Origin of the sequence: Burkholderia singularis (assembly GCF_001718875.1) — a bacterium.
Lineage (GTDB): Bacteria > Pseudomonadota > Gammaproteobacteria > Burkholderiales > Burkholderiaceae > Burkholderia > Burkholderia singularis.
This window is the reverse complement of sequence record NZ_CP013449.1, coordinates 1447804-1469265: the sequence shown is the minus strand read 5'-3', so window position 1 is coordinate 1469265 and position 21462 is coordinate 1447804. Positions and strand designations below refer to the sequence as shown.

The following is a 21462-nucleotide window of genomic DNA, read 5'->3' as shown; positions in this document are numbered from 1 at the left end:
ACGGATCGATATGATCGCACCTGTCTCCTCCGTGAGATTTCTCTAACATGGGTTGGCCCCGCCGGTGGGAATGTCGGCGGGGCTTTTTTTCGTGCGTTGGCGATTCGATATTCGCAATGCCGGATCGGCCATCGATTTGGATAACCGAACATCTCGCGCGTGTTTTCGATTGGGTTTCGATTCGCGCGCGAGATGCTTTCGGCACGCACGGTGCCGCACCGGGTCGAGCCGCCCGCTACGCGAGCGCGCCATTGCGGTTGCGAGGCAGTCGGTAAGTACCTGCCGGGCGGCAGACTTCGCTTTGCTTTGCCCAATGGCCGGAGCGGTATCAACGGCGAGTTTCGCGTCGGCCGTGGCTGGCCGAGTGTGCGCGGCATGGCCGATGAGGATCAAACAAAGTTTGATGAAGCGCGCTTGACGCGGTGTGCCGGCTGCCGTGCTGCCGCCGAGGCGGTGCGCTTTTCTTGTCAGCTTTTTGCCGCGGCGCGCAAAAGCAGCATGTCCGACGCCGGCCGCACTTGACCGGCGCCGCCGCGCGTGTCGTATTTGCGCAAGCGTTTGTCGTAATTCGTCGGCTGGACAGGGTTTTTTCTGGCAACCATGTAGGCACGCTCTGATGGCTTGATTTCCGCTACACCAGGAGACGGTTGCAATGGATGCCCCGAAGGTCGTGGTCGAAGGTCTGTGCAAGGTATTTGGAAATAATCCGCGGCAGGCGCTCGACATGCTTGCCGCGGGCGCGACGAAAGATGAAGTGTTCGCACGCACGGGCCAGGTGGTCGGTGTGCATGACGTCTCATTCGACGTGCAGGAAGGCGAGATTTTCGTGCTGATGGGCTTGTCGGGTTCCGGCAAATCGACGCTGATCCGGCTCGTTAACCGGCTCGTCGAGCCCAGCGCCGGCAAGGTGCTGATCGACGGCCGCGATGTTGCCGCCGTGCCGCGCGCCGAGTTGATCGCACTGCGCCGCAAGGACATGAGCATGGTGTTCCAGTCGTTCGCGCTGATGCCGCAGCGCACGGTGCTGTCGAATGCCGCGTTTGGTCTCGAGGTTGCCGGGGTGCGCCGCAAGGAGCGCGAGCGGCGCGCGATGACGGTGCTCGAGCAAGTTGGGCTCGCGCAATTCGCGCACAAGCTGCCTGCGGAATTGTCGGGCGGCATGCAGCAGCGTGTCGGGCTCGCGCGGGCGCTTGCAGTTAATCCGTCGTTGATGATCATGGACGAAGCGTTTTCCGCACTCGATCCACTCAAGCGCAAGGAAATGCAGAACGTGCTGCTGCAACTTCAAAAGGAGCAGCGCCGCACGATCATGTTCGTGTCGCACGATCTCGAGGAGGCGCTGCGTATCGGTAGCCGGATCGCGATCATGGAAGGCGGCCGGCTCGTGCAGCTCGGCACGCCGCAGGAAATCATCGCGCATCCGGCTGACGAGTACGTGCGCGCGTTCTTCGAGGGCATCGACACGAGCCGCTATCTGACGGCCGGCGACCTGATGCTGACGGGCGCGGTGCCCGTCGTCTCAAGGCTCGATGCGGCGAATGTTGCCGCGACGCTGAACGGCAGTGCCGAATACGCATTCGTGCTCGACGAAACGCGCAAGTTGCGCGGTTGCGTGACGCGCGATGCGCTGGGCAGCGCGAAGCTCAGCGTGAATCAGATCGAGAGCATCGCGCGCGACGCGTCGCTCGAGCATGTGATCGAGCGGGTGGTCGCGCATCCGCACGCGCTGCCCGTCGTCGACGATGATGGCTGTTATTGCGGTTCGATCGACCGGACCGTGTTGCTGAAGGCCATTACGCGCTCGCGAGGTTCCCATGTCTGAACGCATTCCGCTCGGTAGCTGGGTAGATCAGTCGGTTCACTATCTGCTCGACCACGATGCCAAGACGTTCGATTCGATCGGCCGCGCAATCGAAGGGCTCGCCGCGTTTGTCGAGCACACGCTGCAAGCGGTGCCGATGTGGGCGATGATCGCCGGTTTCGTCGGCGTCGGGCTATGGCGTGTCGGCTGGCGTTTCGCATTGTTCACCGCGTTGTCGCTCGGCCTCATCGTCGGCACGGGCTTTTGGGATCAGACGGTCGTCACGCTCGGGCTCACGTTGTCGTCGACGATCATCAGTCTTGTGCTAGGCATCCCGCTCGGGATCTGGGCGGCAAAGAGCAAATGGGTCGCGGCGCTCGTGCGCCCGATTCTCGATCTGATGCAGACAATGCCCGCATTCGTCTATCTGATTCCGGCCGCCATGCTGTTCGGTTTGGGCCGTGTGCCTGGCATCTTGTCGACGGTGATTTTCGCAATGCCGCCCGCCGTGCGGCTAACGAGCCTCGGCATTCGCCATGTGAACCGCGAGATCGTCGAAGCGGGGCAGGCATTTGGCTGCACGCCGTGGCAGCTTCTCTACAAGGTGCAGTTTCCGAATGCGCTGCCGTCGATCATGCAAGGCGTGAACCAGACGATCATGATGGCGTTGTCGATGGTGATCATCGCATCGATGGTCGGCGCGGGCGGCCTCGGTAACGACGTGCTCGCGAGCATTCAGCGTTTGGACATCGGCCTGGGTTTCGAAAGCGGGTTGTCCGTCGTGCTGTTGGCGATCATTCTCGACCGTATCACCGAAAGTTTCGGTCGCGCGCCGGGCACGGCGAAAACCCCGTTGTTCCCCGGCCTCAGGCAATTGTTCGGCACGCGCTCGTCGATTGCGCAAGCCTGACGTTTTTCGTCATTCCGAGTGTCGCAAACCGGCCGGCTCAGGCAGGCGTGCAGCCGCCCGAGCCGGTCGGCCGCAGGCAACCTGATTGCTGGAGAACGATGTGACGTCCGCCCCCGCCGTTGCCGTATTTGATGCCTGTACTGATCCGCTTGCTTCGGTCAGGAATTTTGGATTCCTGACGTTGAATAATTTTTCGATGATCGCGTTTACGAGTGCGGTCGAAGTGTTGCGGATGGCGAATTATGTTGCGCGCGCCCAGCACTACCGCTGGTCGGTGCTTACGCTCGACGGCACGCCGGCGCATGCAAGCAACGGCATTGCGGTGCGGCCGACGCAACCGCTCGACATCGACGCGCCGCCCGATGCGCTGATTGTTTGCGGCGGAATCGGGGTTCGTGAGGTGGTCACCTCCGCGACGTGCGAGGCGCTCGTCGCGCTTGCCGGGCGTGGCGTGCCGCTGGGCGGCTTTTGCACGGGCGCGTATGCGTTGATGGCAAGCGGCTTGCTCGACGGCTACCGGTGTTCGGTGCATTGGGAGAATCTGTCGGCGCTGCACGCGCAGTTTCCGCAAGTGAGCTTTGCCGACGAGCTGTTCGTCGTCGATCGCGACCGGCTGACCTGCACCGGCGGCACCGCGCCGCTCGATCTGATGCTCAATCTTGTCAGCGCGCAGCTCGGGCAGCGGCTTGCCGCGCAGGTTTCCGAGCAGTTCGTCCTCGAGCGGATTCGCGGCGCGACCGATGCGCAGCCGATTCCAGTCGATGCGCGCGTGGGTTTTTCCCGCGCGGAGCTGATCGAGGTCGTGCGGCTGATGGAGTCGAACATCGAAGAGCCGCTGTCGCTGGATGAACTGGCGCGGCTCGTGCAGCTATCGCAACGGCATCTGCAGCGCATGTTCAAGGTGTATTTGAATGTGTCGCCGACGCATTACTACCTGACGCTGCGCTTGAAGCGCGCGCGTGATCTTTTGCGCACCACCGACACATCGATCGCGCGCGTGACGGCGATTTGCGGTTTTCATTCGCCATGCCATTTCAGCAAGGCGTATCGCGCGCAGTTCGGTCATGCGCCGAGCCACGAGCGCCGCGCGCCGGCGGCGGGCTGAGCCGGATGCGAACCCGCGCACGGGCAGGCTTGCTGTTTGCCGATGCGCGATAGGCGGCGCGATGCGCGATCCTCGCATTCGCGAAGCACGGATTTCATGTGGAAGACGTCGTAGTCGAGGAGAACAGGAATGAAACGACAATGGATCGCGGCGGCTTGCGGGTTCGCCATTTCGGTTGCGCCGTTCGCGGGCGCGCGGGCTGGGGAGCCGCTGGCCTGCAAGACAGTGCGCTTTGCGGACGTCGGCTGGAGCGACATAGCCGCGACGACAGGGCTCGCTTCGACGATGCTCGCGGGCCTCGGCTACACGCCGACTAAGACGATCGCGTCAGTGCCGATCACGTTCGCGGGCATCAAGAGCAAGCAGATCGATGTGTTTCTCGGCTACTGGTCGCCGACGATGGACCCGATCATCGCGCCGTTTACGAAGGCGGGTACGATCAAGGTGCTGCCCACGCCGAACCTGACGGGGGCGAAATACACGCTCGCGGTACCGGATTATGTCTATCAAGGCGGCCTGAAGTCGTTTGCCGATATTCAGAAATTCTCGGACAAGCTCGGGGGGCGCATCTACGGCATCGAACCCGGCAACGACGGCAATATGCTGATCAAGAAGATGATCGACGGCAACCAGTTCGGGCTCGGCAAATTCAAGCTGGTCGAATCGAGCGAGGCAGGGATGCTCGTCGAAGTGAACCGCGCGATTCGAGACAAGCAATGGATCGTGTTTCTCGGCTGGGAACCGCATCCGATGAACGTGCAAATGAAGATCGATTATCTGAGCGGCGGCGATGACGTATTCGGCCCGAACTACGGCGAAGCGAAGGTGCTGACGGCGATGCCGCCCGATTACGCATCGCGTTGCCCGAACGTCGCGAAATTTGTATCGAATCTGCAATTCTCGACGTCGATCGAGAATCACGTGATGGTGCCGATCATGAACAAGGAGGAACCGAACAAGGCGGCGGGCGAGTGGCTGAAGGCGAATCCGCAAATGCTCGATAAATGGCTGGCCGGCGTGACGACGTTCGACGGCAAGCCGGCGGTGCCGGCCGTCAAGCACTATCTCGGTATGCAGTGAATCGCGGCGCCGTGCGCGCGGCGCTTTCCGTTCTTCGCATCGCCGGAATCGTTGATTGGAGGACGTCGGCGGCGCATCGCACGTCGCTCGGCAAAGCTGCCGGGGCCGCCGCCGAAACCCCATGGCCGCCGGCAAGACCTTCATCGCGACAGGCGCCGCTGGCCGATGCCCGGCGTCACAGATACGGCCTGAGCCAGCCCAAGCCCTCCGACGTGCCGGCTCGCGGCCGGTATTCGCAGCCGATCCAACCGTCGTAGCCGAGCGCATCGATCAGCGCGAACAGGTACGGATAATGGATCTCGCCGATGTCGGGCTCGTGCCGCTCCGGCACGCCGGCTATCTGAATGTGGCCGATGGTCGCGATGTCGCGTTTGAGCGCCGTCGCCAGATCGCCTTCGACGATCTGGCAGTGATAGCAATCGAATTGCACTTCGAGATTCGGCGCGCCGATCTCGCGGCGGATCGCTTGCGCTTCTTCCTGACGGGTCAGGAAATAGCCGGGTATGTCGCGCGGATTGATGGGTTCGATCAGGATCGTCACGCGCTCGGCGTGCGCCGCGTCGGCCGCGTAGGCGAGGTTGCGCAGATAGGTGTCGCGGTGGCGCGCGCGGTCGTGCGTCGGCGCGATCGCGCCGGCCATCACATGAATTTTGTCGTTGCCGATCGCGCGGGCGTAGGCGAGCGCCGTGTCGATCGAGCACTTGAATTCGTCTTCGCGGCCCGGCAGCGACGCGATCCCGCGTTCGCCCGCGGCCCAATTGCCGGCGGGCGCGTTGAAGAGTGCTTGAGTCAGGCCGTTCGCGTCGAGCCGGGCTTTGAGTTCGGCGGCAGGAAAGTCATAGGGAAACAGGTATTCGACTGCCCGGAAGCCGTCGCGCGCGGCGGCGGCAAAGCGTTCGACGAACGCGTGCTCGTGGTACATCATCGTCAGATTGGCGGCAAAGCGTGGCATGGCAGCGTGATGAGGTTTAGACGTCGATTGGACGATGTGTCGCGCGTCATACGTCATGTGACGCGCAACGCGTGGGCGCGCGTAGCGATCCGCGATCTGCCGGCAATGCGCCGACGCTGGTTCCTGTACATACCTTCAGTATGACGGTGCCGCAGAGGCTAACTTGATCGCGCGTCTTTTTCAGACCATTTTATCTGGCAGGCAACTATTCGGCATGAATGGAAGTGAACGCCGGCGCTCTGGCGAGGTAACGACAACGGGTCTGGCGCTATCGTCAATCGCCGGATGTCCGGCTATTGAGCGAGCGCGCAGGGACGCGAGTTGGCGTCGTGCGCGACGTGGGCCGTTGCGCTCGCGTCGCCTGCAAGGGCAACGCCTTTATCCCGGTAAGCCGCGGGCGGTTCGCCGAACTGCTTGCGGAATTCCCGGCCGAGGTGAGACGCGTCGGAGAATCCGCAACTCGACGCGATGTCGGCGACGGTGCGGTCCGAACTCGTCAGCAGCCACGCGGCGGTGCGCAGCCGCACCTGCTTGGCGAACGCCTGCGGGGTCTTGCCCGTTTCCGCCTTGAACAGCCGCTCAAGCTGCCGCGTCGACAGGTCGAGCTTGCATGCCAGTTCGTCGAGCGGCAGCGCACGGCCGACATGCTGCTCCATCAGCAGGATCGCGCGCTTGATTTTCGGATGCGTCGCGGGCGCGAGGCCGGGCGGGTGCGGTTGCGGCGCGTTGCCTTTCTGCATCTCGCCGACGAGCAGGATACGGAGCGCTTTTTGTACGGTCGCGTGATCGAAGTGGCGCAGCAGGATCGCGGCGGCAACGTCGATCGACGCGCGTCCGCCCGAGCAGGTGATGCGCCGCCGGTCGATCACGAACAGCCTGTCGGCGATCAGCAGATCGGGGTCGATGTCCGGGAAGCGCTCGACGAAATCCCAATAATGGAACCAACTCACGCAGACTCTGTGTCCGTCGAGCACGCCCGCTCGCATCAGCGCGAACGCGCCGGTGCAAATGCCCACGAGATGCGCGCCGCGTTGCGCGGCGCGGTGAATGAATTGCAGCACCGGCTGGCCCGCCTGCGGCCCGGAATGCAGCAGCCCGCCCACGACGACGACGTAGTCGAACGTGCCCGCGTCGTCGAACGTTTGCCATGGCGTCACCTGGATCCCGCAACTCGCGCGCACAGGCGCGAGCGTGTCGCCGATCACCGTCCATGAGCAGCGCACCGGCTTGCTGTGGTCGCCGTCGTCAGCCGACAGGCGCAGCATGTCGACGAAGCCGGAGAACGCGGTCAACGTGAAATTCGGCAGCAGCACGATGCCGAAGCGCAGGCGCGGCTTGGCGTCGGTCGCGGCTGCAGGGGGCGGGGCGGATGCGTCGGCGGTCATCGTGGCAGTCTTGGGCTGAATCGTTTAGCTGATGCGGCAGCGCAGCATGGCGCCGCAGGCGCACCGGTTGCGGATGGTTCGCGGCGGGCCGGTGAATGGTCCCTGACGCGGAGCGCATCCGGAACCCTATCGCGAGCGTCGCCGATCGGCTCGGGCGGGACTTGTGTTTTTTCGCCGCGAATCATCGCCGAAACGCATCGCCCGGCCGGCGGGCGCGGCGCTTGGCGGCGGCGTCCCACGCCGATGCCGTTTTTGTTCTATCGGCCAATTTTACGCTTTGGTGTACTGACACCCAACGTCAATTTCACATTGCGTCGTCACGCAAGGATGGCCGAATGAATGTCAGCGTCTTCGATCTGTTCAAGATCGGCATCGGTCCGTCGAGTTCGCATACGGTCGGACCGATGATCGCCGCATGCCGTTTCGCGTCGCATGTCGAGGATGCGAACCTGCTTGCGTTCGTGCGGCGCGTGCGGGTGGAGCTGTATGGCTCGCTCGGCGCGACCGGCAAGGGGCATGGCACCGACAAGGCGGTGCTGCTCGGTCTCGAAGGGCATCTGCCCGACCGTATCGACCCCGATCTGATCGCGCCGCGCTTGGCCGAGATCCGTTCCCGGAAGTCGCTTGCGCTGCTCGGCAAGCATCCGGTGCGCTTCGACGAGAAGGACGATCTCGGGTTCTATCGCAAGCTGATGACGGGTTCGGGCGTCGTGCATCCGAACGGGATGCGGTTTCAGGCGTTCGACGAGCAGGGGCAGCTTCTCGTCGAGAAAGAGTATTACTCGGTGGGCGGCGGTTTCGTTGTCAATCGCGACGGCGATCGCGTCAACGGTGCGCGCGCGGGGGCCGACGTGCCGTATCCGTTTCGCACGGGCGACGATCTGATGCGCGCGTGCCGCGACAGCGGGCTGTCGATCGCGGCGCTGACGTTTCGCAACGAATGCGCGCTGCGGCCGCCCGAAGAGGTGCGTGCGGGTCTCGTCGCAATCTGGCGGGCGATGGCTGCGTGCGTCGAGCGTGGCTGCAAGGCGAGCGGCGAGCTGCCGGGGCCGATGCGCGTGAAGCGTCGCGCAGCCGAGCTGCATGCGCGGTTGCGTGAGCGATCGGAGGAATCGCTACGCGATCCGCTGTCGATGCTCGATTGGGTCAATTTGTATGCGATGGCCGTCAATGAGGAGAACGCGGCGGGCGGCCGGGTGGTCACCGCGCCGACCAACGGCGCGGCGGGCGTGATTCCTGCCGTGCTGCATTACTACGTGAAGTTCGTGCCGGGTTCGAACGAGCAGGGCATCGTCGATTTTCTGTTGACGGCCGCCGCGATCGGGATCATCTACAAGGAAACCGCATCGATCTCGGGCGCGGAAGTCGGCTGCCAGGGCGAGGTCGGCGTCGCGTGCTCGATGGCTGCCGCCGCGCTTGCCGCGGTCATGGGCGGCACGCCTGGCCAGGTCGAGAACGCGGCCGAGATCGGCATGGAGCACAACCTAGGAATGACTTGCGATCCCGTCGGCGGTCTCGTGCAGATTCCGTGCATCGAGCGCAACGCGATGGGCGCGATCAAGGCGCTGAACGCGTCGCGGATCGCGCTGAAGGGGGACGGTCAGCACTACGTATCGCTCGATTCGGTGATCAAGACGATGCGCGAGACGGGCGCCGACATGAAGACGAAATACAAGGAGACGTCGCGCGGCGGGCTTGCCGTGAACGTCATCGAATGCTAACGAAGGGTTGATCCATATGAGCCGCTATTCGATATTCAGCCTGTTTCGCAACGGTCTGTCGTACCACGAAAACTGGGAGCGCCAATGGCAGAGCCCAGAGCCCAGGCGCGAATACGACGTCGTGATCGTCGGCGGCGGCGGGCACGGGCTCGCGACCGCGTATTACCTCGCCAAGGAGCACGGCGTGACCAACGTCGCGGTGCTCGAGAAGGGCTGGATCGGCGGCGGCAATACCGCGCGCAACACGACGATCGTCCGCTCGAATTATCTGTGGGACGAATCGGCCGCGCTGTACGAAAAGGCGATGAAGCTGTGGGAGGGACTCGCGCAGGATCTGAACTACAACGTGATGTTCAGCCAGCGCGGCGTGATGAATCTCGCACACACGCTGCAGGACGTGCGCGACACGCAGCGCCGCGTGAACGCGAACCGGCTCAACGGCGTCGATGCGGAGTTCCTGACGCCCGAGCAGATCAAGGCGATCGAGCCGACGATCAATCTGAACAGCCGCTATCCGGTGCTCGGCGCGTCGATCCAGCGGCGCGGCGGCGTCGCGCGGCACGACGCGCTTGCATGGGGCTTCGCCCGCGGGGCCGATCGCGCGGGCGTCGACATCATTCAGAACTGTCAGGTGACGGGCATTCGCCGCCAAGGCGGTGCGGTCACGGGTGTCGATACCGTGAAGGGCTTCATCAACGCGAAAAAGGTCGCGGTGGTCGCGGCCGGCAATACAACGACGCTCGCCGATATGGCCGGCGTGCGCCTGCCGCTCGAAAGCCATCCTTTGCAGGCGCTCGTGTCGGAGCCGATCAAGCCGGTCGTCAATACGGTCGTGATGTCGAACGCGGTGCACGCGTATATCAGCCAGTCCGACAAGGGCGATTTGGTGATCGGCGCGGGGATCGATCAGTACACGGGCTTTGGCCAGCGCGGCAGCTTCCAGATTATCGAAGGCACGCTGCAGGCGATCATCGAGATGTTCCCGGTATTTTCGCGGGTGCGGATGAACCGGCAGTGGGGCGGTATCGTCGACGTCTCGCCGGATGCGTGCCCGATCATCAGCAAGACCGACGTGAAGGGGCTGTACTTCAACTGCGGCTGGGGCACCGGCGGCTTCAAGGCCACGCCGGGCTCGGGCTGGGTGTTCGCCCATACGATCGCGCGCGACGAGCCGCATCCGTTGAACGCGCCGTTTACGCTCGAGCGTTTCTACACCGGCCACCTGATCGACGAGCACGGCGCGGCCGCCGTTGCGCACTGAGCATCGCACGCCACGAGGAGAACTGAATGTTATTGATCGAATGTCCGTGGTGCGGCCCGCGCGCCGAATCCGAATTCACGTGCGGCGGCGAGGCTGACATCGCGCGTCCGCTCGATACCGACAAACTGTCGGATCGCGAATGGGGCGATTACCTGTTCATGCGCAAGAATCCGCGCGGCACGCATCGCGAACAATGGTTGCACACGCATGGCTGCCGGCGCTGGTTCATCGCGCAGCGCGACACCGTCAGCTACACATTTCAGGGATACGAAACGTTCGACAAGCCAATCGACAGGCCGGCCTCGAGCGCAACGGAGGAAGCGCGTAAATGAGCCAGAAAGACCGACTCGGCACGGGTGGGCGCATCAACCGCGCGCAGCCGCTCACGTTCACGTTCAACGGCCGCACTTATCAGGGTTATCAGGGCGACACGCTCGCCTCGGCATTGCTCGCCAACGGCGTGCATTTCGTCGCGCGCAGCTTCAAATACCACCGGCCGCGCGGGATCGTGACGGCGGGCGTCGACGAGCCGAACGCGCTCGTCCAGCTCGAGAGCGGCGCCTATACGGTGCCGAACGCGCGCGCGACCGAAGTCGAGCTGTATCAAGGACTGGTTGCGACGAGCGTGAATGCGCGGCCGTCGCTCGAGCATGACCGGATGGCCGTGATGCAGAAGTTCTCGCGCTTTCTGCCTGCGGGCTTCTATTACAAGACGTTTATGTGGCCGCGCAAGTGGTGGCCGAAGTATGAGGAAAAAATTCGCGATGCGGCGGGCCTTGGCCGCGCGCCCGATGTACGCGACGCGGACCGCTACGATAAGCGTTATGCGCACTGCGACGTACTCGTCGTGGGTGGCGGCCCGGCTGGCTTGGCGGCTGCGCAAGCGGCGGCAGCCAGCGGTGCGCGCGTGTTTGTCGTTGACGATCAGCGCGAACTCGGCGGCAGCCTGCTTTCGTGCCGTGCGCAGATTGACGGCAAGCCGGCGCTTCAATGGGTCGAGAAGACCGAAGCCGAACTCGCGAAGCAGCCGGACGTGACGATTCTCACGCGCAGCACGGCGTTTGGGTATCAGGATCATAACCTGGTCACCGTGGTGCAACGGCTGACCGATCATCTGCCGATATCGGTGCGTAAGGGCACGCGCGAGCTGCTGTGGAAAATCCGCGCCAAGCGTGTGATTTTGGCCACGGGCGCGCACGAACGGCCCCTCGTGTTCGGCAACAACGATTTGCCCGGTGTGATGACCGCCTCGGCGGTGTCGACGTACATTCACCGCTACGGCGTGTTGCCGGGACGTGTCGCGGTAGTCGCGACCAACAATGACCGCGGCTATCAATGCGCGCTTGATTTGAAAGCGTGCGGCGCGCAGGTGACGGTGGTCGATGCGCGCCCGTCCACGCGCGGCGAGCTGGCGGCTGTCGCCAGACGCAATGGCGTGACCGTGATGAGCGGCGCGGTCGTGATGGCGGCGCAAGGTAAGCTGCGCGTCGCATCGGTTGACGTCGCGTCGTATACGAACGGCAAAATGGGCGCCAGGCTTGCGACGCTCGTGTGCGATCTCGTCGCGATGTCGGGCGGTTTCAGCCCGGTGCTGCATCTGTTCGCGCAATCGGGCGGCAAAGCGCATTGGAACGACGACAAGGCGTGCTTCGTGCCGGGCAGGCCGGTGCAGGCGGAGACGAGCGTCGGTGCGGCGGCAGGCGAGTTCGAGCTGTCGCGTGCATTGCGGCTCGCGTTCGACGCCGGTGTCGATGCGGCGAGGGCGGCGGGCTTTACCGATGCCGTGCGCCCTGCGGTGCCGCATGTCGTCGAAACGGCCGACGACGCGATATTGCCGGTATGGCTCGCGAGTGGCATCGACGCCGCGGTGCGCGGCCCGAAGCAGTTCGTCGACTTCCAGAACGACGTCGGCGCAGCCGACATTCTGCTCGCCGCGCGCGAAGGCTTCGAATCGGTCGAGCATGTGAAGCGCTATACGGCGATGGGCTTCGGCACGGATCAGGGCAAGCTCGGCAATATCAACGGAATGGCGATTCTCGCGCAAGCGCTCGGCAAGACGATCGCCGAAACCGGCACGACGACGTTCCGTCCGAACTACACGCCGGTGTCGTTCGGCGCGTTCGCGGGGCGCGAACTCGGCGATTTTCTCGATCCGGTCCGCAAGACCTGCATGCATGAATGGCACGCCGGGCATGGCGCGCTGTTCGAGGACGTCGGCAACTGGAAGCGGCCTTGGTACTACCCGAAGCCTGGCGAGGATTTGCATGCGGCGGTGGCGCGCGAGTGTCTCGCGGTGCGCAACGGCGTGGGCATGCTCGACGCGTCGACGCTCGGCAAGATCGACATTCAGGGCCCGGATGCGGTGAAGCTGCTGAACTGGGTCTATACGAATCCATGGAACAAGCTCGAGATCGGCAAATGCCGTTATGGGCTGATGCTCGACGAGAACGGCATGGTGTTCGACGACGGCGTGACCGTGCGTCTCGGCGAACAGCATTTCATGATGACGACGACGACGGGCGGCGCGGCGCGCGTGCTCACATGGCTCGAGCGCTGGCTGCAAACCGAATGGCCCGATATGAAGGTGCGGCTCGCGTCGGTGACCGATCATTGGGCGACGTTCGCGGTCGTCGGCCCGAAGAGCCGGCAAGTCGTGCGCAAAGTATGCGAAGACATCGATTTCGCGAACGACGCGTTCCCGTTCATGAGTTTCCGCGAAGGCACCGTCGCCGGCGTGCGCGCGCGCGTGATGCGCATCAGCTTTTCGGGCGAGCTTGCATATGAGATCAACGTGCCGGCGAATGCCGGGCGCGCGGTCTGGGAGGCGCTGATGGCCGCCGGCGCCGAATTCGACATTACGCCCTACGGCACCGAGACGATGCATGTTTTGCGTGCGGAGAAGGGCTATATCATCGTCGGGCAGGATACCGATGGCTCGGTCACGCCGCATGATCTCGGCATGGGCGGACTCGTCGCGAAATCGAAGGATTTTCTCGGCCGGCGTTCGCTGACGCGCACCGATACCGCGAAGGCGGACCGCAAGCAATTCGTCGGACTGCTGAGCGACGATCCGCAGCACGTGCTGCCGGAAGGCGGCCAGATCACGGAGGCCGACGCGACGGCGCGCGCGGACGGCACTTGCGCGATGCTCGGTCATGTGACGTCGAGCTATTACAGCCCGATTCTGAAGCGCTCGATTGCGCTTGCCGTGATCAAGGGCGGATTGGATCGAATCGGCGACAAGGTGGCGATCTCGGATGCAAGCGGCACGCGCGCGAGCGCAACGATCGCAAGCCCGGTTTTCTATGACACGCAAGGGGTGCGCCAGCATGTGGAATGAGACAAGAAACGAAGCGCCCGCGCGCGTGCAGGCGCCGGGCGGCATAGCGCTCGAATCGCCGCTCGTGGGCGCCGGTGATGTATTGAAGGCGTTTCAGGCGCGCGAGTCGACGAAATTCCAGTTTCGCGAGCGTGCGTTCCTCGATCTCGTGAACGTGCGCGGCGAGCCGGACGATGCGGCTTTCGTTCGCGCATTCGAGCAGACCGTGGGCTGCTTGCCGCCCGTCGAGCCGAACACGGTCGCCCGCGCCGCCGAATACGACGTGCTGTGGCTCGGCCCCGACGAATGGCTGGTGCGCTCGAACGGACCGGTCGCGTCCGGCCAGCTCGAAGCGAAGCTCGTACCGGCGCTCAACGGCATCTATGCGGCGGCGGTGGACGTCGGCAGCGGCTACACGGTGGTCGAAGCGAGCGGCGAGCGTGTGCGCGACGTGCTGGCACGCGGTTGTCCGCTCGATCTGCATCCACGCGTGTTCGGCGTGGGGCAATGCGCGCAGAGTCACTACTTCAAGGCATCGATCGTGCTCGTCGCGACCGGCGACGCGACGTTCGAGATCGTGGTGCGCCGCAGCTTTGCCGATTATTTCTGCCGCATCATGCTCGACGCGGCCGAGCCGTTGATCGGATGAAACCCGTCGAATCGCCGTTTGCGGCACGCGAGCCGATGATGCAGAACGGCCGGGGCTGGAGCGTATTCGTCGACGGGTTGAGCGTATCGGCGCGCATCGGCATCTATGCGCATGAGCATGCAGCGCCGCAGCCAGTGGTGATCGATGCGCGGCTCGCTTACCGATGCGAGCCGTCCGATGCGGACAACGACGGCTGGATCGATTATGACGCGTATTGCGCGCGGATCACGTCATTTCTCGCGCATAAGCCGCATACGCGGCTGCTCGAGACGCTCGCGGTCGAAATCGCGGCGCTTTCGTTCGAGGCTTGGCCCGCGCTTGATGCATTGATTCTCGCGTTGCACAAACCGAAGATCAGGCCGGGCACGCAGCGTATCGGCATTGAGCTTAATTGGACGCGCGCCGATTACGCTGCGTGGCGTGCAGGCGCCGACCGTGCGTCGAGCGCGATACGTTGATGCGCGTCGCGCTTGATTCGTTAGGCTATCGACAGCCGCGCGCGCGGCAAGTCGAAACTTGGTTCGTGGGCGCATCGATCGCGCAAGCCGCATTTATCGCATGATTCGATAAAACGGCAAAAGCCGGCACGCGATGCCGCGATGCCGGCGATATGCCGCTCGGGTGCAGCGGCGGCCGGCGCGCCTCACAGCGTAAGCCGCGCCGGCGCGGCCGCGTTACGAGCAGGCCTTGCCGTGCGATGCGTGGTAGCCCTTCGCCTTCGCATCTGCTTCCGACATGTACGAGCCTTGCTTGGTCTTGCCATAGTACTTGTCGCCCTGGCAGTGGTAGACCTTGGTGCCGGTGTTGACCCACACTTGGCCGGGCGCGCCCGCGGCCGCCGTGCTCTTTGCCATGCTCTTCGTCGAGGCGCCCGTGCCCGATGCCATTGCCGGAGCCGATGCGGCAGCGGCCGGCGCCGTCGTGGCGGACGCGCCGCTTGCGGCGGTTTCCGCCGATGCGCCGTACCAGGTCTTCACGCCCTTATGGCCGGCGCACGCGCCTTTTTTCGATGCGCCCGAGTAGTACGAGCCGTCCTTGCAGAGACCGGTCGTGCCGGCGGGCGCATTCGCGGGGACTTGCGCGAAGCTGCTGATCGAGATGCACAAGCCGGCGGCGAGCGCCGAGAGGATTGCGGTCTTTTTCATTTCGACTCCTGACTGTATGGGATTGGCGCAGATTCACTTGCGTGATCCGTGCGTGCGCGCTTTCTTTCGAAGAGGGCGCAGCCCTGACGCGATTCAGTGCGCCAGTACCGTCAATAACTCTTGTTGCAGTCGATTGGTTGACGCTCGCGGCGTGGAGAATCGTGCATTAATGCAACGATCCGTGACAATCTGTAACGCGGCGGCAGGCTTAGCCGCGCGGCACGCTAGCCGACGCTGCGATCGTGCGATACTCGCGAACCGGCCGCGCCGCGGCCTGCTATGACATATCGACGGGAGTTGCCGTGTTTGCGAGTTTTGAGCCGACCGCCACCGGTTTTGTCGCGGAAATCGACGGATGCCGTTGCAGCATCGAAGGCGCGCCGTCGCCGATCGCCGATCGGATCGACTGGCGCTGGACGATTGCGCAACCGGAGGCTGATAACCTCGACGGCGCCGATCCTTACAAATATGAAGTGCTCGCGACCGGCGAAACCGTGACGCCGCTGCAAGCCGAGCAGCAGATCGTCGCATGGCTGGAGGCACATCCGCCGGAGGCGGCGTAATCGTCGAAGGAAACGCAGCGAGGGGGGCTTGCTGTTGCGTTTCGGCGCTTGCGCTCCGGTGTATTGGTGTTTCGTTTTTATGTTTTCACGTTGCTGCGCGCGTTCGTCTGTGCTGAACGGCGCCGCCGTGAAGTCCCAGCTTCTCGTGTCCCCTGGTTGACGCATCCGAATGACAAGGGCGCGGGAACGGCGCAGCAGTCGAAGCCGCCATGTTGGCCACCGCTGCCTTCTCGGCGTGCTTTCCATCCGCGTATGGCATGACGCGAAGGTGGGCTGGTTGATTAGAGCGTGCGTGACAACAGGTAAACGACCGAACTACCGGTTGCCTGGATGACCGCTCCGTTTTCTCCTCCGTCCACCGAACGATTGACACACCGCTTACCGTTGCATTTTACCTCTAGGAAAAATGCCGGAGCGGGAGGGCGATGTTCGACATTCACTTGGCCGCGGCCAATCAGCGGTTCCCAATACCGAACCCGAACTTTGGCGATTTTTCCATTGGACAGTTTTGTTGTCACGGTCCATGAAATGTCAAAGAGGCAGGTCGCCAACAAGCGCTTTAAATTGATGGTTACTTGCCCGTCTGTCGAAACGTCAAATGATTCGGGACCGAAATCGGCAAGGCAAGTATGATCGATAAGACTGACGTGATAGGCCACGTCGTGGCCGGGGATGCCTTTCCAATTTTTCCATGTGACCGGGATGGTCATCGGTAAGTCCGCATGAGCGCTGCCTATCAAAGCAAACGAAAATGCAACCAAACTTAATTTTAAGCGAATGGGGAGATGTGATTTATTCATGGAAGACCTCCGTCGATTCGATTGAAATTACGGGTATCCGGCGTTCATATGTAATATTTATTTGGGATATTTTTATACTATTGTTGCTTGCTGCCGAAGGTGACCGGGGAACGTCGCCCGCTAGACATCCGGCGTGGCCATAGCGCAACGGGCAGATGACGGACGCCAGATAAACGCTTGGCGGCGAGTGCATACGGCGCGACGCGGTGCGCGTATGTCGTTCCCGCAATCATTGCCCCGGAATTGCAACGCATAAAACGATCATTCCTGCCTCAATCGAATCAGAATGATGCGATTCAGCTCGAGCAGGCGTGACCTAAAACGGGGCCGCTATTTGTGCCGTCAATATGCCCGGTTTGCCGGGCGGCTTGGCATTGCCCCGTGCGATGCTTCCAAACACCCCTGAAATAGCAGCGCTGCTCTCGATGGCTGCGGCGAGCGTCGCAACAAGCTCACGAACCGGCATGCGTAGCGAAACCGCTGCGGCGCAACAGGCCGCATCCATCCCTTCGCCACGAAACTCTCCGCGTAATGATCCGGCAGAAAGCCAAGATAGCGACCGGACAAAATCAGCGTCGCGATCGACTCCTGATCCGATGCCGTCGCGCTGCGCGTGAGTTTTGCCCGATGGCTGACGTCCATGTTCGGCGAATGGTAGCCAAGCCCGGCAAACGCGTAGTCGCGCACCTGGCGCCAGGTCAGCTTGCCGTGCGGCGCGTCGAACAGCGGGTGGCCCGCGCCGCAATAGAGCAGCATCCGCTCGTCGAATAGGTCCGTGTAGACCAGGCTGCCTGAACTGCGATGCGCGGGAATGATGCCGATTTGATAGCTGCCGTCGATGACCCCGCGCTCGACCTCGTTGATCGATGCGACATGCAGATTCAGCGCAACGCCGGGCGCCTGATCGTGAAAGCGGCCGATCGCGTCGGGCAGCCGCGATAACGGATTCGTTGCGGTCTTGTCGAATATCGCGACGTGCAGCTCGCCGCCCATCCGATCGTGGATGCCGTCGATCCGGCTTTTAAACGCCTCGACCGACGCGAGCAGCCGCAGCGTTTCCTCATAGACGGTCTGGCCCTCCGGCGTCAATGTGAAGCCTGCGCGCCCGCGCCGGCACAGCACGAGCCCGACGCGCGTTTCGAGATCCTTCACATGCCGGCTGATCGTCGAAATGCCGATGTTCAACTCCAGCTCGGCCGCCGCCATCCCGCCGCATTGGACGACACTCCTGAACACGCGCAACAGGCGCAGATCCATATCGGTGAGCTGGCCGAGCAGCGCACGGCTCTTCGGTTTTTTTGCTTGCATGAATGCTCAAGTAAACATTGATATTGCGATATTTAAAAGACTATTTGTCGACTCGACAATGCGCAATATCTTTCTCAACCTCCGCGCGCTGCGCAGACCGCCATGAACGCCCCGACAGATCCCAAGACCCTCGACACGCCGCCGCGCACCGACGCCGAGTGGCTCGACGCGCATTGGATGCCGTTTACCGGCAATCGCCAGTTCAAGCAGGACCCGCGGATCATCGTCGCGGGCGAAGGTGCGTACTATATCGACGCCGACGGCCGCCGGATCTTCGACGGCCTGTCCGGCCTCTGGTGCTGCGGCCTCGGCCACGGCCGCAAGGAGATTGCCGACGCGGTGAGCCGGCAGATCGCGCGGCTCGACTATTCGCCTGCATTCCAGTTCGGCCATCCGCAATCGTTCGAACTCGCCAACCGGATCAAGGCGCTGACGCCCGCCGGACTCGACTACGTGTTTTTCACCGGCTCCGGCTCGGAGGCGGCCGACACGTCGCTGAAAATGGCGCGCGCGTACTGGCGCGCGAAAGGCAAGGGCACCAAGACGCGTCTGATTGGCCGCGAGAAGGGCTATCACGGCGTGAACTTCGGCGGCATCTCGGTCGGCGGGATCGGGCCGAACCGCAAGCTGTTCGGTCAAGGCATCGACGCCGATTTCCTGCCGCATACGCAATTGCCGGAGAACGCGTTTTCGCGCGGGCAGCCTGCGCGCGGCGCGGAACTGGCCGACCGCCTGCTCGATCTGATCGCGCTGCACGATGCGTCGAACCTCGCGGCGGTGATCGTCGAGCCGTTTTCAGGCTCGGCAGGCGTGATCGTGCCGCCGCAGGGCTATCTGCAACGGCTGCGCGAGATCTGCACCGCGCACGACATCCTGCTGATCTTCGATGAAGTCATCACCGGCTTCGGCCGTACCGGCGCGATGACGGGCGCCGATGCGTTCGGCGTGGTGCCGGACATCATGAACGTCGCGAAGCAGGTGACGAATGGCGCGCAGCCGCTTGGCGCGGTGATCGCGAAGCGCGATATCCACGATACGTTCATGGCGGCAGGCGGCCCTGACTACATGGTCGAATTCCCTCACGGCTATACGTATTCGGCGCATCCGGTCGCGTGCGCGGCAGGCGTTGCCGCACTCGATCTGCTCGAGAAGGAGGATGCGCTCGGCCGCGTGCGCGCGCTCGCGCCGCACTTCGAGGCCGCCGTGCACGGCCTGAAGGGCGTGAGACATGTCACGGACATTCGCAATTGCGGTCTGGCGGCTGGGCTCACGATCGCGCACGCGCCGGGCGAGCCCGCACGCCGCCCCTTCGAGATCGCGATGCGCTGTTGGCAAAAAGGTTTCTATGTGCGCTATGGCGGCGACACGATTCAACTCGCGCCGCCGTTCGTCGCGGACAAGCGCGAGATCGAAGATTTGATCGGCGCGTTGAACGACGCGCTGCTCGCGACTGATTGAGCGCGGCAGGCTGACGGCCGTACTGCGCGGTCGGCGGATGCGGTGCCCGCCGTCTTGATGGTCCCGCGCTCGCGGGTTTACCGCCGGCGTTTGCCAATAGCCGCCGCGGGCTGCCCGACCGGGACCGGCCGCTCAGCCCGCGGGCGATCGACCGCTCGCCCGTAAGCGCGTTACCGAGTTTGTGCCCGTTGCGGCGAGCGACGTCACACCTGGCCTGCAATGAGCCGCGTGTCGCGCCGCCGCTTTTTTTCGACCCATTCGAACCCGAGATCGCAGGAACCTTCGCGATGAAACACGACAGCAACGTGACCTCCACCCTCGGCCACCTGATCGACGGCAAGCGCGTCGGCGGCGGCGAACGTGTCCAGCCGGTGTTCGATCCGGCAACGGGCGTATCGGCGAAGAGCGTGACGCTCGCCGACAAGCCGACCGTCGAAGCCGCGATCGCGGCCGCGCAGGCGGCGTATCCCACGTGGCGCAATACGCCGCCGCTGAAGCGCGCGCGCGTGATGAGCCGTTACAAGACGCTGCTCGAAGAGCATGCGAACGAGTTGTGCGCGCTGATCACGGCCGAGCACGGCAAGGTGCTCGCTGATGCAATGGGCGAGTTGCAGCGCGGGATAGAGAACGTCGAGTATGCGAGCTATGCGCCCGAGCTGCTGAAGGGAGAGCACAGCAAGAACGTCGGGCCGGCGATCGATTCGTGGAGCGAGTTTCAGGCACTCGGTGTCGTCGCGGGCATTACGCCGTTCAATTTTCCGGTGATGGTGCCGCTATGGATGTGGCCGATGGCCGTTGCTTGCGGTAACACGTTCGTGCTGAAGCCGTCGGAGCGCACGCCTTCGTCCACGCTGAGGATGGCCGAGCTTGCGCTCGACGCCGGGCTGCCGCCCGGCGTGCTGAACGTGGTGAACGGCAATAAGGAGGCGGTCGACGTCATCCTTGCCGATTCGCGCGTCAAGGCCGTAAGCTTCGTCGGTTCGACGCCGGTCGCCGAATCCATTTATACGATTGGCTGCGCGCACGGCAAGCGCGTGCAGGCGCTTGGCGGTGCGAAGAATTTCGCGGTCGTGATGCCCGATGCCGATATCGGCAACGCGGTGAGTGCGTTGATGGGGGCGGCATATGGCTCGTGCGGTGAGCGCTGCATGGCGATTCCGCTCGTCGTCGCGATTGGCGACGACACGGCGGACCAGGTCGTCGAAGGTTTAAAGGCCGAGATCGAGAAGATGAAGGTGGGGCCCGGTGCCGGTGAGGGCGTCGATATGGGGCCGCTCGTCACGAAGCAGCACTTCGACAGGGTGGCTGGCTTCGTCGACGCGGGTGTGGCCGCCGGCGCAACGCTTGTCGTCGACGGGCGCGGCGTGAAGATCGACGGCCACGAAGGGGGCTATTATCTCGGCCCGTGCCTGTTCGATCACGTGAAGCCCGGAATGCCGATCTATCAGCACGAGATTTTCGGGCCGGTACTCGGCGTCGTGCGCGTTGCTTCGCTCGCCGAAGCAATGGCGCTCGTCGATGCTCACGAATACGGCAACGGCACCTGCCTTTTCACGCGCGACGGCGAGGCTGCGCGTTTCTTCAGCGACAACATCCAGGTCGGTATGGTCGGCATCAACGTGCCGCTGCCTGTGCCGGTTGCGTATCATTCGTTCGGCGGCTGGAAGCGCTCGCTGTTTGGCGATTTACATGCCTATGGTCCGGACGCGGTGCGGTTCTATACGAAACGCAAGACGATCACGCAACGCTGGCCATCGGCCGGCGTGCGCGAGGGCGCGGTGTTCAGCTTCCCGTCGAGTCGATAGACCGTGCCGAATAGAACGGCCGATGTAATTTTTTGAAAGCGATAGGCATTGATTCGGTGTCGCGTGGTATTAATCTCCGGCCTCGCGTCGACGGATGTTCGTTGGCGCGGCGCACTTGCATTGTTTACGAGGAGATGTTGATACCGATGATGTCGTCGTCCAAACCTACTCATCGCTGCGTTCGAAAATCGTTCACGTTA

Annotated in this window: 18 protein-coding genes and 1 pseudogene; 14 read left to right on the top strand and 5 right to left on the bottom strand. The window is 63.4% G+C overall.

From position 1 onward, the window contains the following. Positions 1–159: 159 nt before the first annotated feature. The 5 genes and pseudogenes from AQ611_RS25885 (at position 160) to AQ611_RS21885 (ending at position 4896) form a co-directional block, all read left to right on the top strand. Entirely contained in the window at positions 160–522 is a 363-nt protein-coding gene (locus AQ611_RS25885) for a hypothetical protein (protein WP_102720146.1), read from the top strand. A gap of 10 nt (positions 523–532) precedes the next feature. Further along, positions 533–1822 (top strand): annotated as a pseudogene (locus AQ611_RS21900) (quaternary amine ABC transporter ATP-binding protein); the annotation flags it as partial. Beyond that, positions 1815–2711 (top strand): choline ABC transporter permease subunit, encoded by an 897-nt coding sequence (gene choW, locus AQ611_RS21895; RefSeq protein WP_069236045.1) that lies wholly within the window; start codon positions 1815–1817, stop codon positions 2709–2711. The pseudogene AQ611_RS21900 and the gene choW, both read left to right, overlap by 8 nt. 100 nt (positions 2712–2811) lie before the next feature. After that, positions 2812–3816 (top strand): GlxA family transcriptional regulator, encoded by a 1005-nt coding sequence (locus AQ611_RS21890; protein ID WP_059520327.1) that lies wholly within the window; start codon positions 2812–2814, stop codon positions 3814–3816. 129 nt (positions 3817–3945) lie between these two features. Continuing rightward, a complete protein-coding gene (locus tag AQ611_RS21885) occupies positions 3946–4896 on the top strand; it encodes a choline ABC transporter substrate-binding protein (protein WP_059520210.1) in 951 nt (316 codons plus the stop codon). 175 nt (positions 4897–5071) lie between these two features. Here AQ611_RS21885 and otnI read toward each other — a convergent pair whose 3' ends face one another. Next, positions 5072–5848 carry a 2-oxo-tetronate isomerase gene (gene otnI, locus AQ611_RS21880; protein ID WP_069236044.1) on the bottom strand — a complete coding sequence of 259 codons (777 nt, stop codon included), beginning with the start codon at positions 5846–5848 and terminating at the stop codon, positions 5072–5074. Between the two features lie 293 nt (positions 5849–6141). After that, positions 6142–7233 carry a GlxA family transcriptional regulator gene (locus AQ611_RS21875; RefSeq protein ID WP_069236043.1) on the bottom strand — a complete coding sequence of 364 codons (1092 nt, stop codon included), beginning with the start codon at positions 7231–7233 and terminating at the stop codon, positions 6142–6144. A gap of 335 nt (positions 7234–7568) precedes the next feature. On the opposite strand from AQ611_RS21875, the gene AQ611_RS21870 reads away from it, so the two are divergent. From AQ611_RS21870 to AQ611_RS21845, 6 genes are read left to right on the top strand one after another with little or no spacing between them, the layout of a single operon-like run. After that, a complete protein-coding gene (locus tag AQ611_RS21870; RefSeq protein WP_059520213.1) occupies positions 7569–8954 on the top strand; it encodes an L-serine ammonia-lyase in 1386 nt (461 codons plus the stop codon). Between the two features lie 16 nt (positions 8955–8970). Beyond that, positions 8971–10215, top strand: coding sequence for a sarcosine oxidase subunit beta family protein (locus AQ611_RS21865; RefSeq protein ID WP_069236042.1), 1245 nt, complete (start codon positions 8971–8973; stop codon positions 10213–10215). 26 nt (positions 10216–10241) lie between these two features. Beyond that, positions 10242–10547: a sarcosine oxidase subunit delta gene (locus tag AQ611_RS21860; RefSeq protein WP_059520215.1), complete on the top strand. Its 306-nt coding sequence runs from the start codon at positions 10242–10244 to the stop codon at positions 10545–10547. Next, the gene (locus AQ611_RS21855; RefSeq protein ID WP_069236041.1) at positions 10544–13555 is read left to right on the top strand and encodes a sarcosine oxidase subunit alpha family protein; all 3012 of its coding nucleotides are present in this window, start codon (positions 10544–10546) and stop codon (positions 13553–13555) included. The genes AQ611_RS21860 and AQ611_RS21855 overlap by 4 nt, the downstream gene beginning before the upstream one ends. Beyond that, on the top strand, positions 13545–14183 hold the full coding sequence (locus AQ611_RS21850) for a sarcosine oxidase subunit gamma (protein WP_069236040.1): 639 nt from the start codon (positions 13545–13547) through the stop codon (positions 14181–14183). Before AQ611_RS21855 ends, AQ611_RS21850 begins: the two co-directional genes overlap by 11 nt. After that, entirely contained in the window at positions 14180–14641 is a 462-nt protein-coding gene (locus AQ611_RS21845; protein WP_069236039.1) for a dihydroneopterin aldolase, read from the top strand. The genes AQ611_RS21850 and AQ611_RS21845 overlap by 4 nt, the downstream gene beginning before the upstream one ends. Positions 14642–14857: 216 nt before the next feature. Here AQ611_RS21845 and AQ611_RS21840 read toward each other — a convergent pair whose 3' ends face one another. Further along, positions 14858–15328, bottom strand: a complete 471-nt coding sequence (locus tag AQ611_RS21840) for a DUF3761 domain-containing protein (RefSeq protein WP_069236038.1) — start codon at positions 15326–15328, stop codon at positions 14858–14860. 302 nt (positions 15329–15630) lie between these two features. Here AQ611_RS21840 and AQ611_RS21835 point away from each other — a divergent pair, with 302 nt between their 5' ends. Further along, complete coding sequence (locus tag AQ611_RS21835) at positions 15631–15891, top strand: hypothetical protein (protein ID WP_059520220.1); 261 nt, start codon at positions 15631–15633, stop codon at positions 15889–15891. A gap of 281 nt (positions 15892–16172) precedes the next feature. On the opposite strand, the gene AQ611_RS25880 is transcribed toward AQ611_RS21835, so the two are convergent. Both AQ611_RS25880 and AQ611_RS21830 read right to left on the bottom strand, forming a co-directional pair. Continuing rightward, positions 16173–16691: a hypothetical protein gene (locus AQ611_RS25880; RefSeq protein ID WP_146011782.1), complete on the bottom strand. Its 519-nt coding sequence runs from the start codon at positions 16689–16691 to the stop codon at positions 16173–16175. Positions 16692–17033: 342 nt separating this feature from the next. Further along, positions 17034–17999: a LysR family transcriptional regulator gene (locus AQ611_RS21830; protein WP_069236037.1), complete on the bottom strand. Its 966-nt coding sequence runs from the start codon at positions 17997–17999 to the stop codon at positions 17034–17036. Between the two features lie 102 nt (positions 18000–18101). On the opposite strand from AQ611_RS21830, the gene aptA reads away from it, so the two are divergent. Both aptA and AQ611_RS21820 read left to right on the top strand, forming a co-directional pair. After that, positions 18102–19457, top strand: coding sequence for an omega-aminotransferase AptA (gene aptA, locus AQ611_RS21825; RefSeq protein ID WP_069236036.1), 1356 nt, complete (start codon positions 18102–18104; stop codon positions 19455–19457). A gap of 287 nt (positions 19458–19744) precedes the next feature. Next, the gene (locus AQ611_RS21820) at positions 19745–21262 is read left to right on the top strand and encodes a CoA-acylating methylmalonate-semialdehyde dehydrogenase (RefSeq protein ID WP_069236035.1); all 1518 of its coding nucleotides are present in this window, start codon (positions 19745–19747) and stop codon (positions 21260–21262) included. Positions 21263–21462: the final 200 nt, after the last annotated feature.

Coding starts and splice junctions, on each gene's coding strand:
- AQ611_RS21830 (WP_069236037.1), bottom strand. CDS start 17,999: ATGCAAGCAAAAAAACCGAAGAGCCGTGCGCTGCTCGGCCAGCTCACC.
- AQ611_RS21845 (WP_069236039.1), top strand. CDS start 14,180: ATGAAACCCGTCGAATCGCCGTTTGCGGCACGCGAGCCGATGATGCAG.
- AQ611_RS25880 (WP_146011782.1), bottom strand. CDS start 16,691: ATGAATAAATCACATCTCCCCATTCGCTTAAAATTAAGTTTGGTTGCA.
- otnI (WP_069236044.1), bottom strand. CDS start 5,848: ATGCCACGCTTTGCCGCCAATCTGACGATGATGTACCACGAGCACGCG.
- AQ611_RS21865 (WP_069236042.1), top strand. CDS start 8,971: ATGAGCCGCTATTCGATATTCAGCCTGTTTCGCAACGGTCTGTCGTAC.
- choW (WP_069236045.1), top strand. CDS start 1,815: ATGTCTGAACGCATTCCGCTCGGTAGCTGGGTAGATCAGTCGGTTCAC.
- AQ611_RS21885 (WP_059520210.1), top strand. CDS start 3,946: ATGAAACGACAATGGATCGCGGCGGCTTGCGGGTTCGCCATTTCGGTT.
- AQ611_RS21850 (WP_069236040.1), top strand. CDS start 13,545: ATGTGGAATGAGACAAGAAACGAAGCGCCCGCGCGCGTGCAGGCGCCG.
- AQ611_RS21840 (WP_069236038.1), bottom strand. CDS start 15,328: ATGAAAAAGACCGCAATCCTCTCGGCGCTCGCCGCCGGCTTGTGCATC.
- AQ611_RS21860 (WP_059520215.1), top strand. CDS start 10,242: ATGTTATTGATCGAATGTCCGTGGTGCGGCCCGCGCGCCGAATCCGAA.
- AQ611_RS21870 (WP_059520213.1), top strand. CDS start 7,569: ATGAATGTCAGCGTCTTCGATCTGTTCAAGATCGGCATCGGTCCGTCG.
- AQ611_RS21875 (WP_069236043.1), bottom strand. CDS start 7,233: ATGACCGCCGACGCATCCGCCCCGCCCCCTGCAGCCGCGACCGACGCC.
- AQ611_RS21855 (WP_069236041.1), top strand. CDS start 10,544: ATGAGCCAGAAAGACCGACTCGGCACGGGTGGGCGCATCAACCGCGCG.
- aptA (WP_069236036.1), top strand. CDS start 18,102: ATGAACGCCCCGACAGATCCCAAGACCCTCGACACGCCGCCGCGCACC.
- AQ611_RS21820 (WP_069236035.1), top strand. CDS start 19,745: ATGAAACACGACAGCAACGTGACCTCCACCCTCGGCCACCTGATCGAC.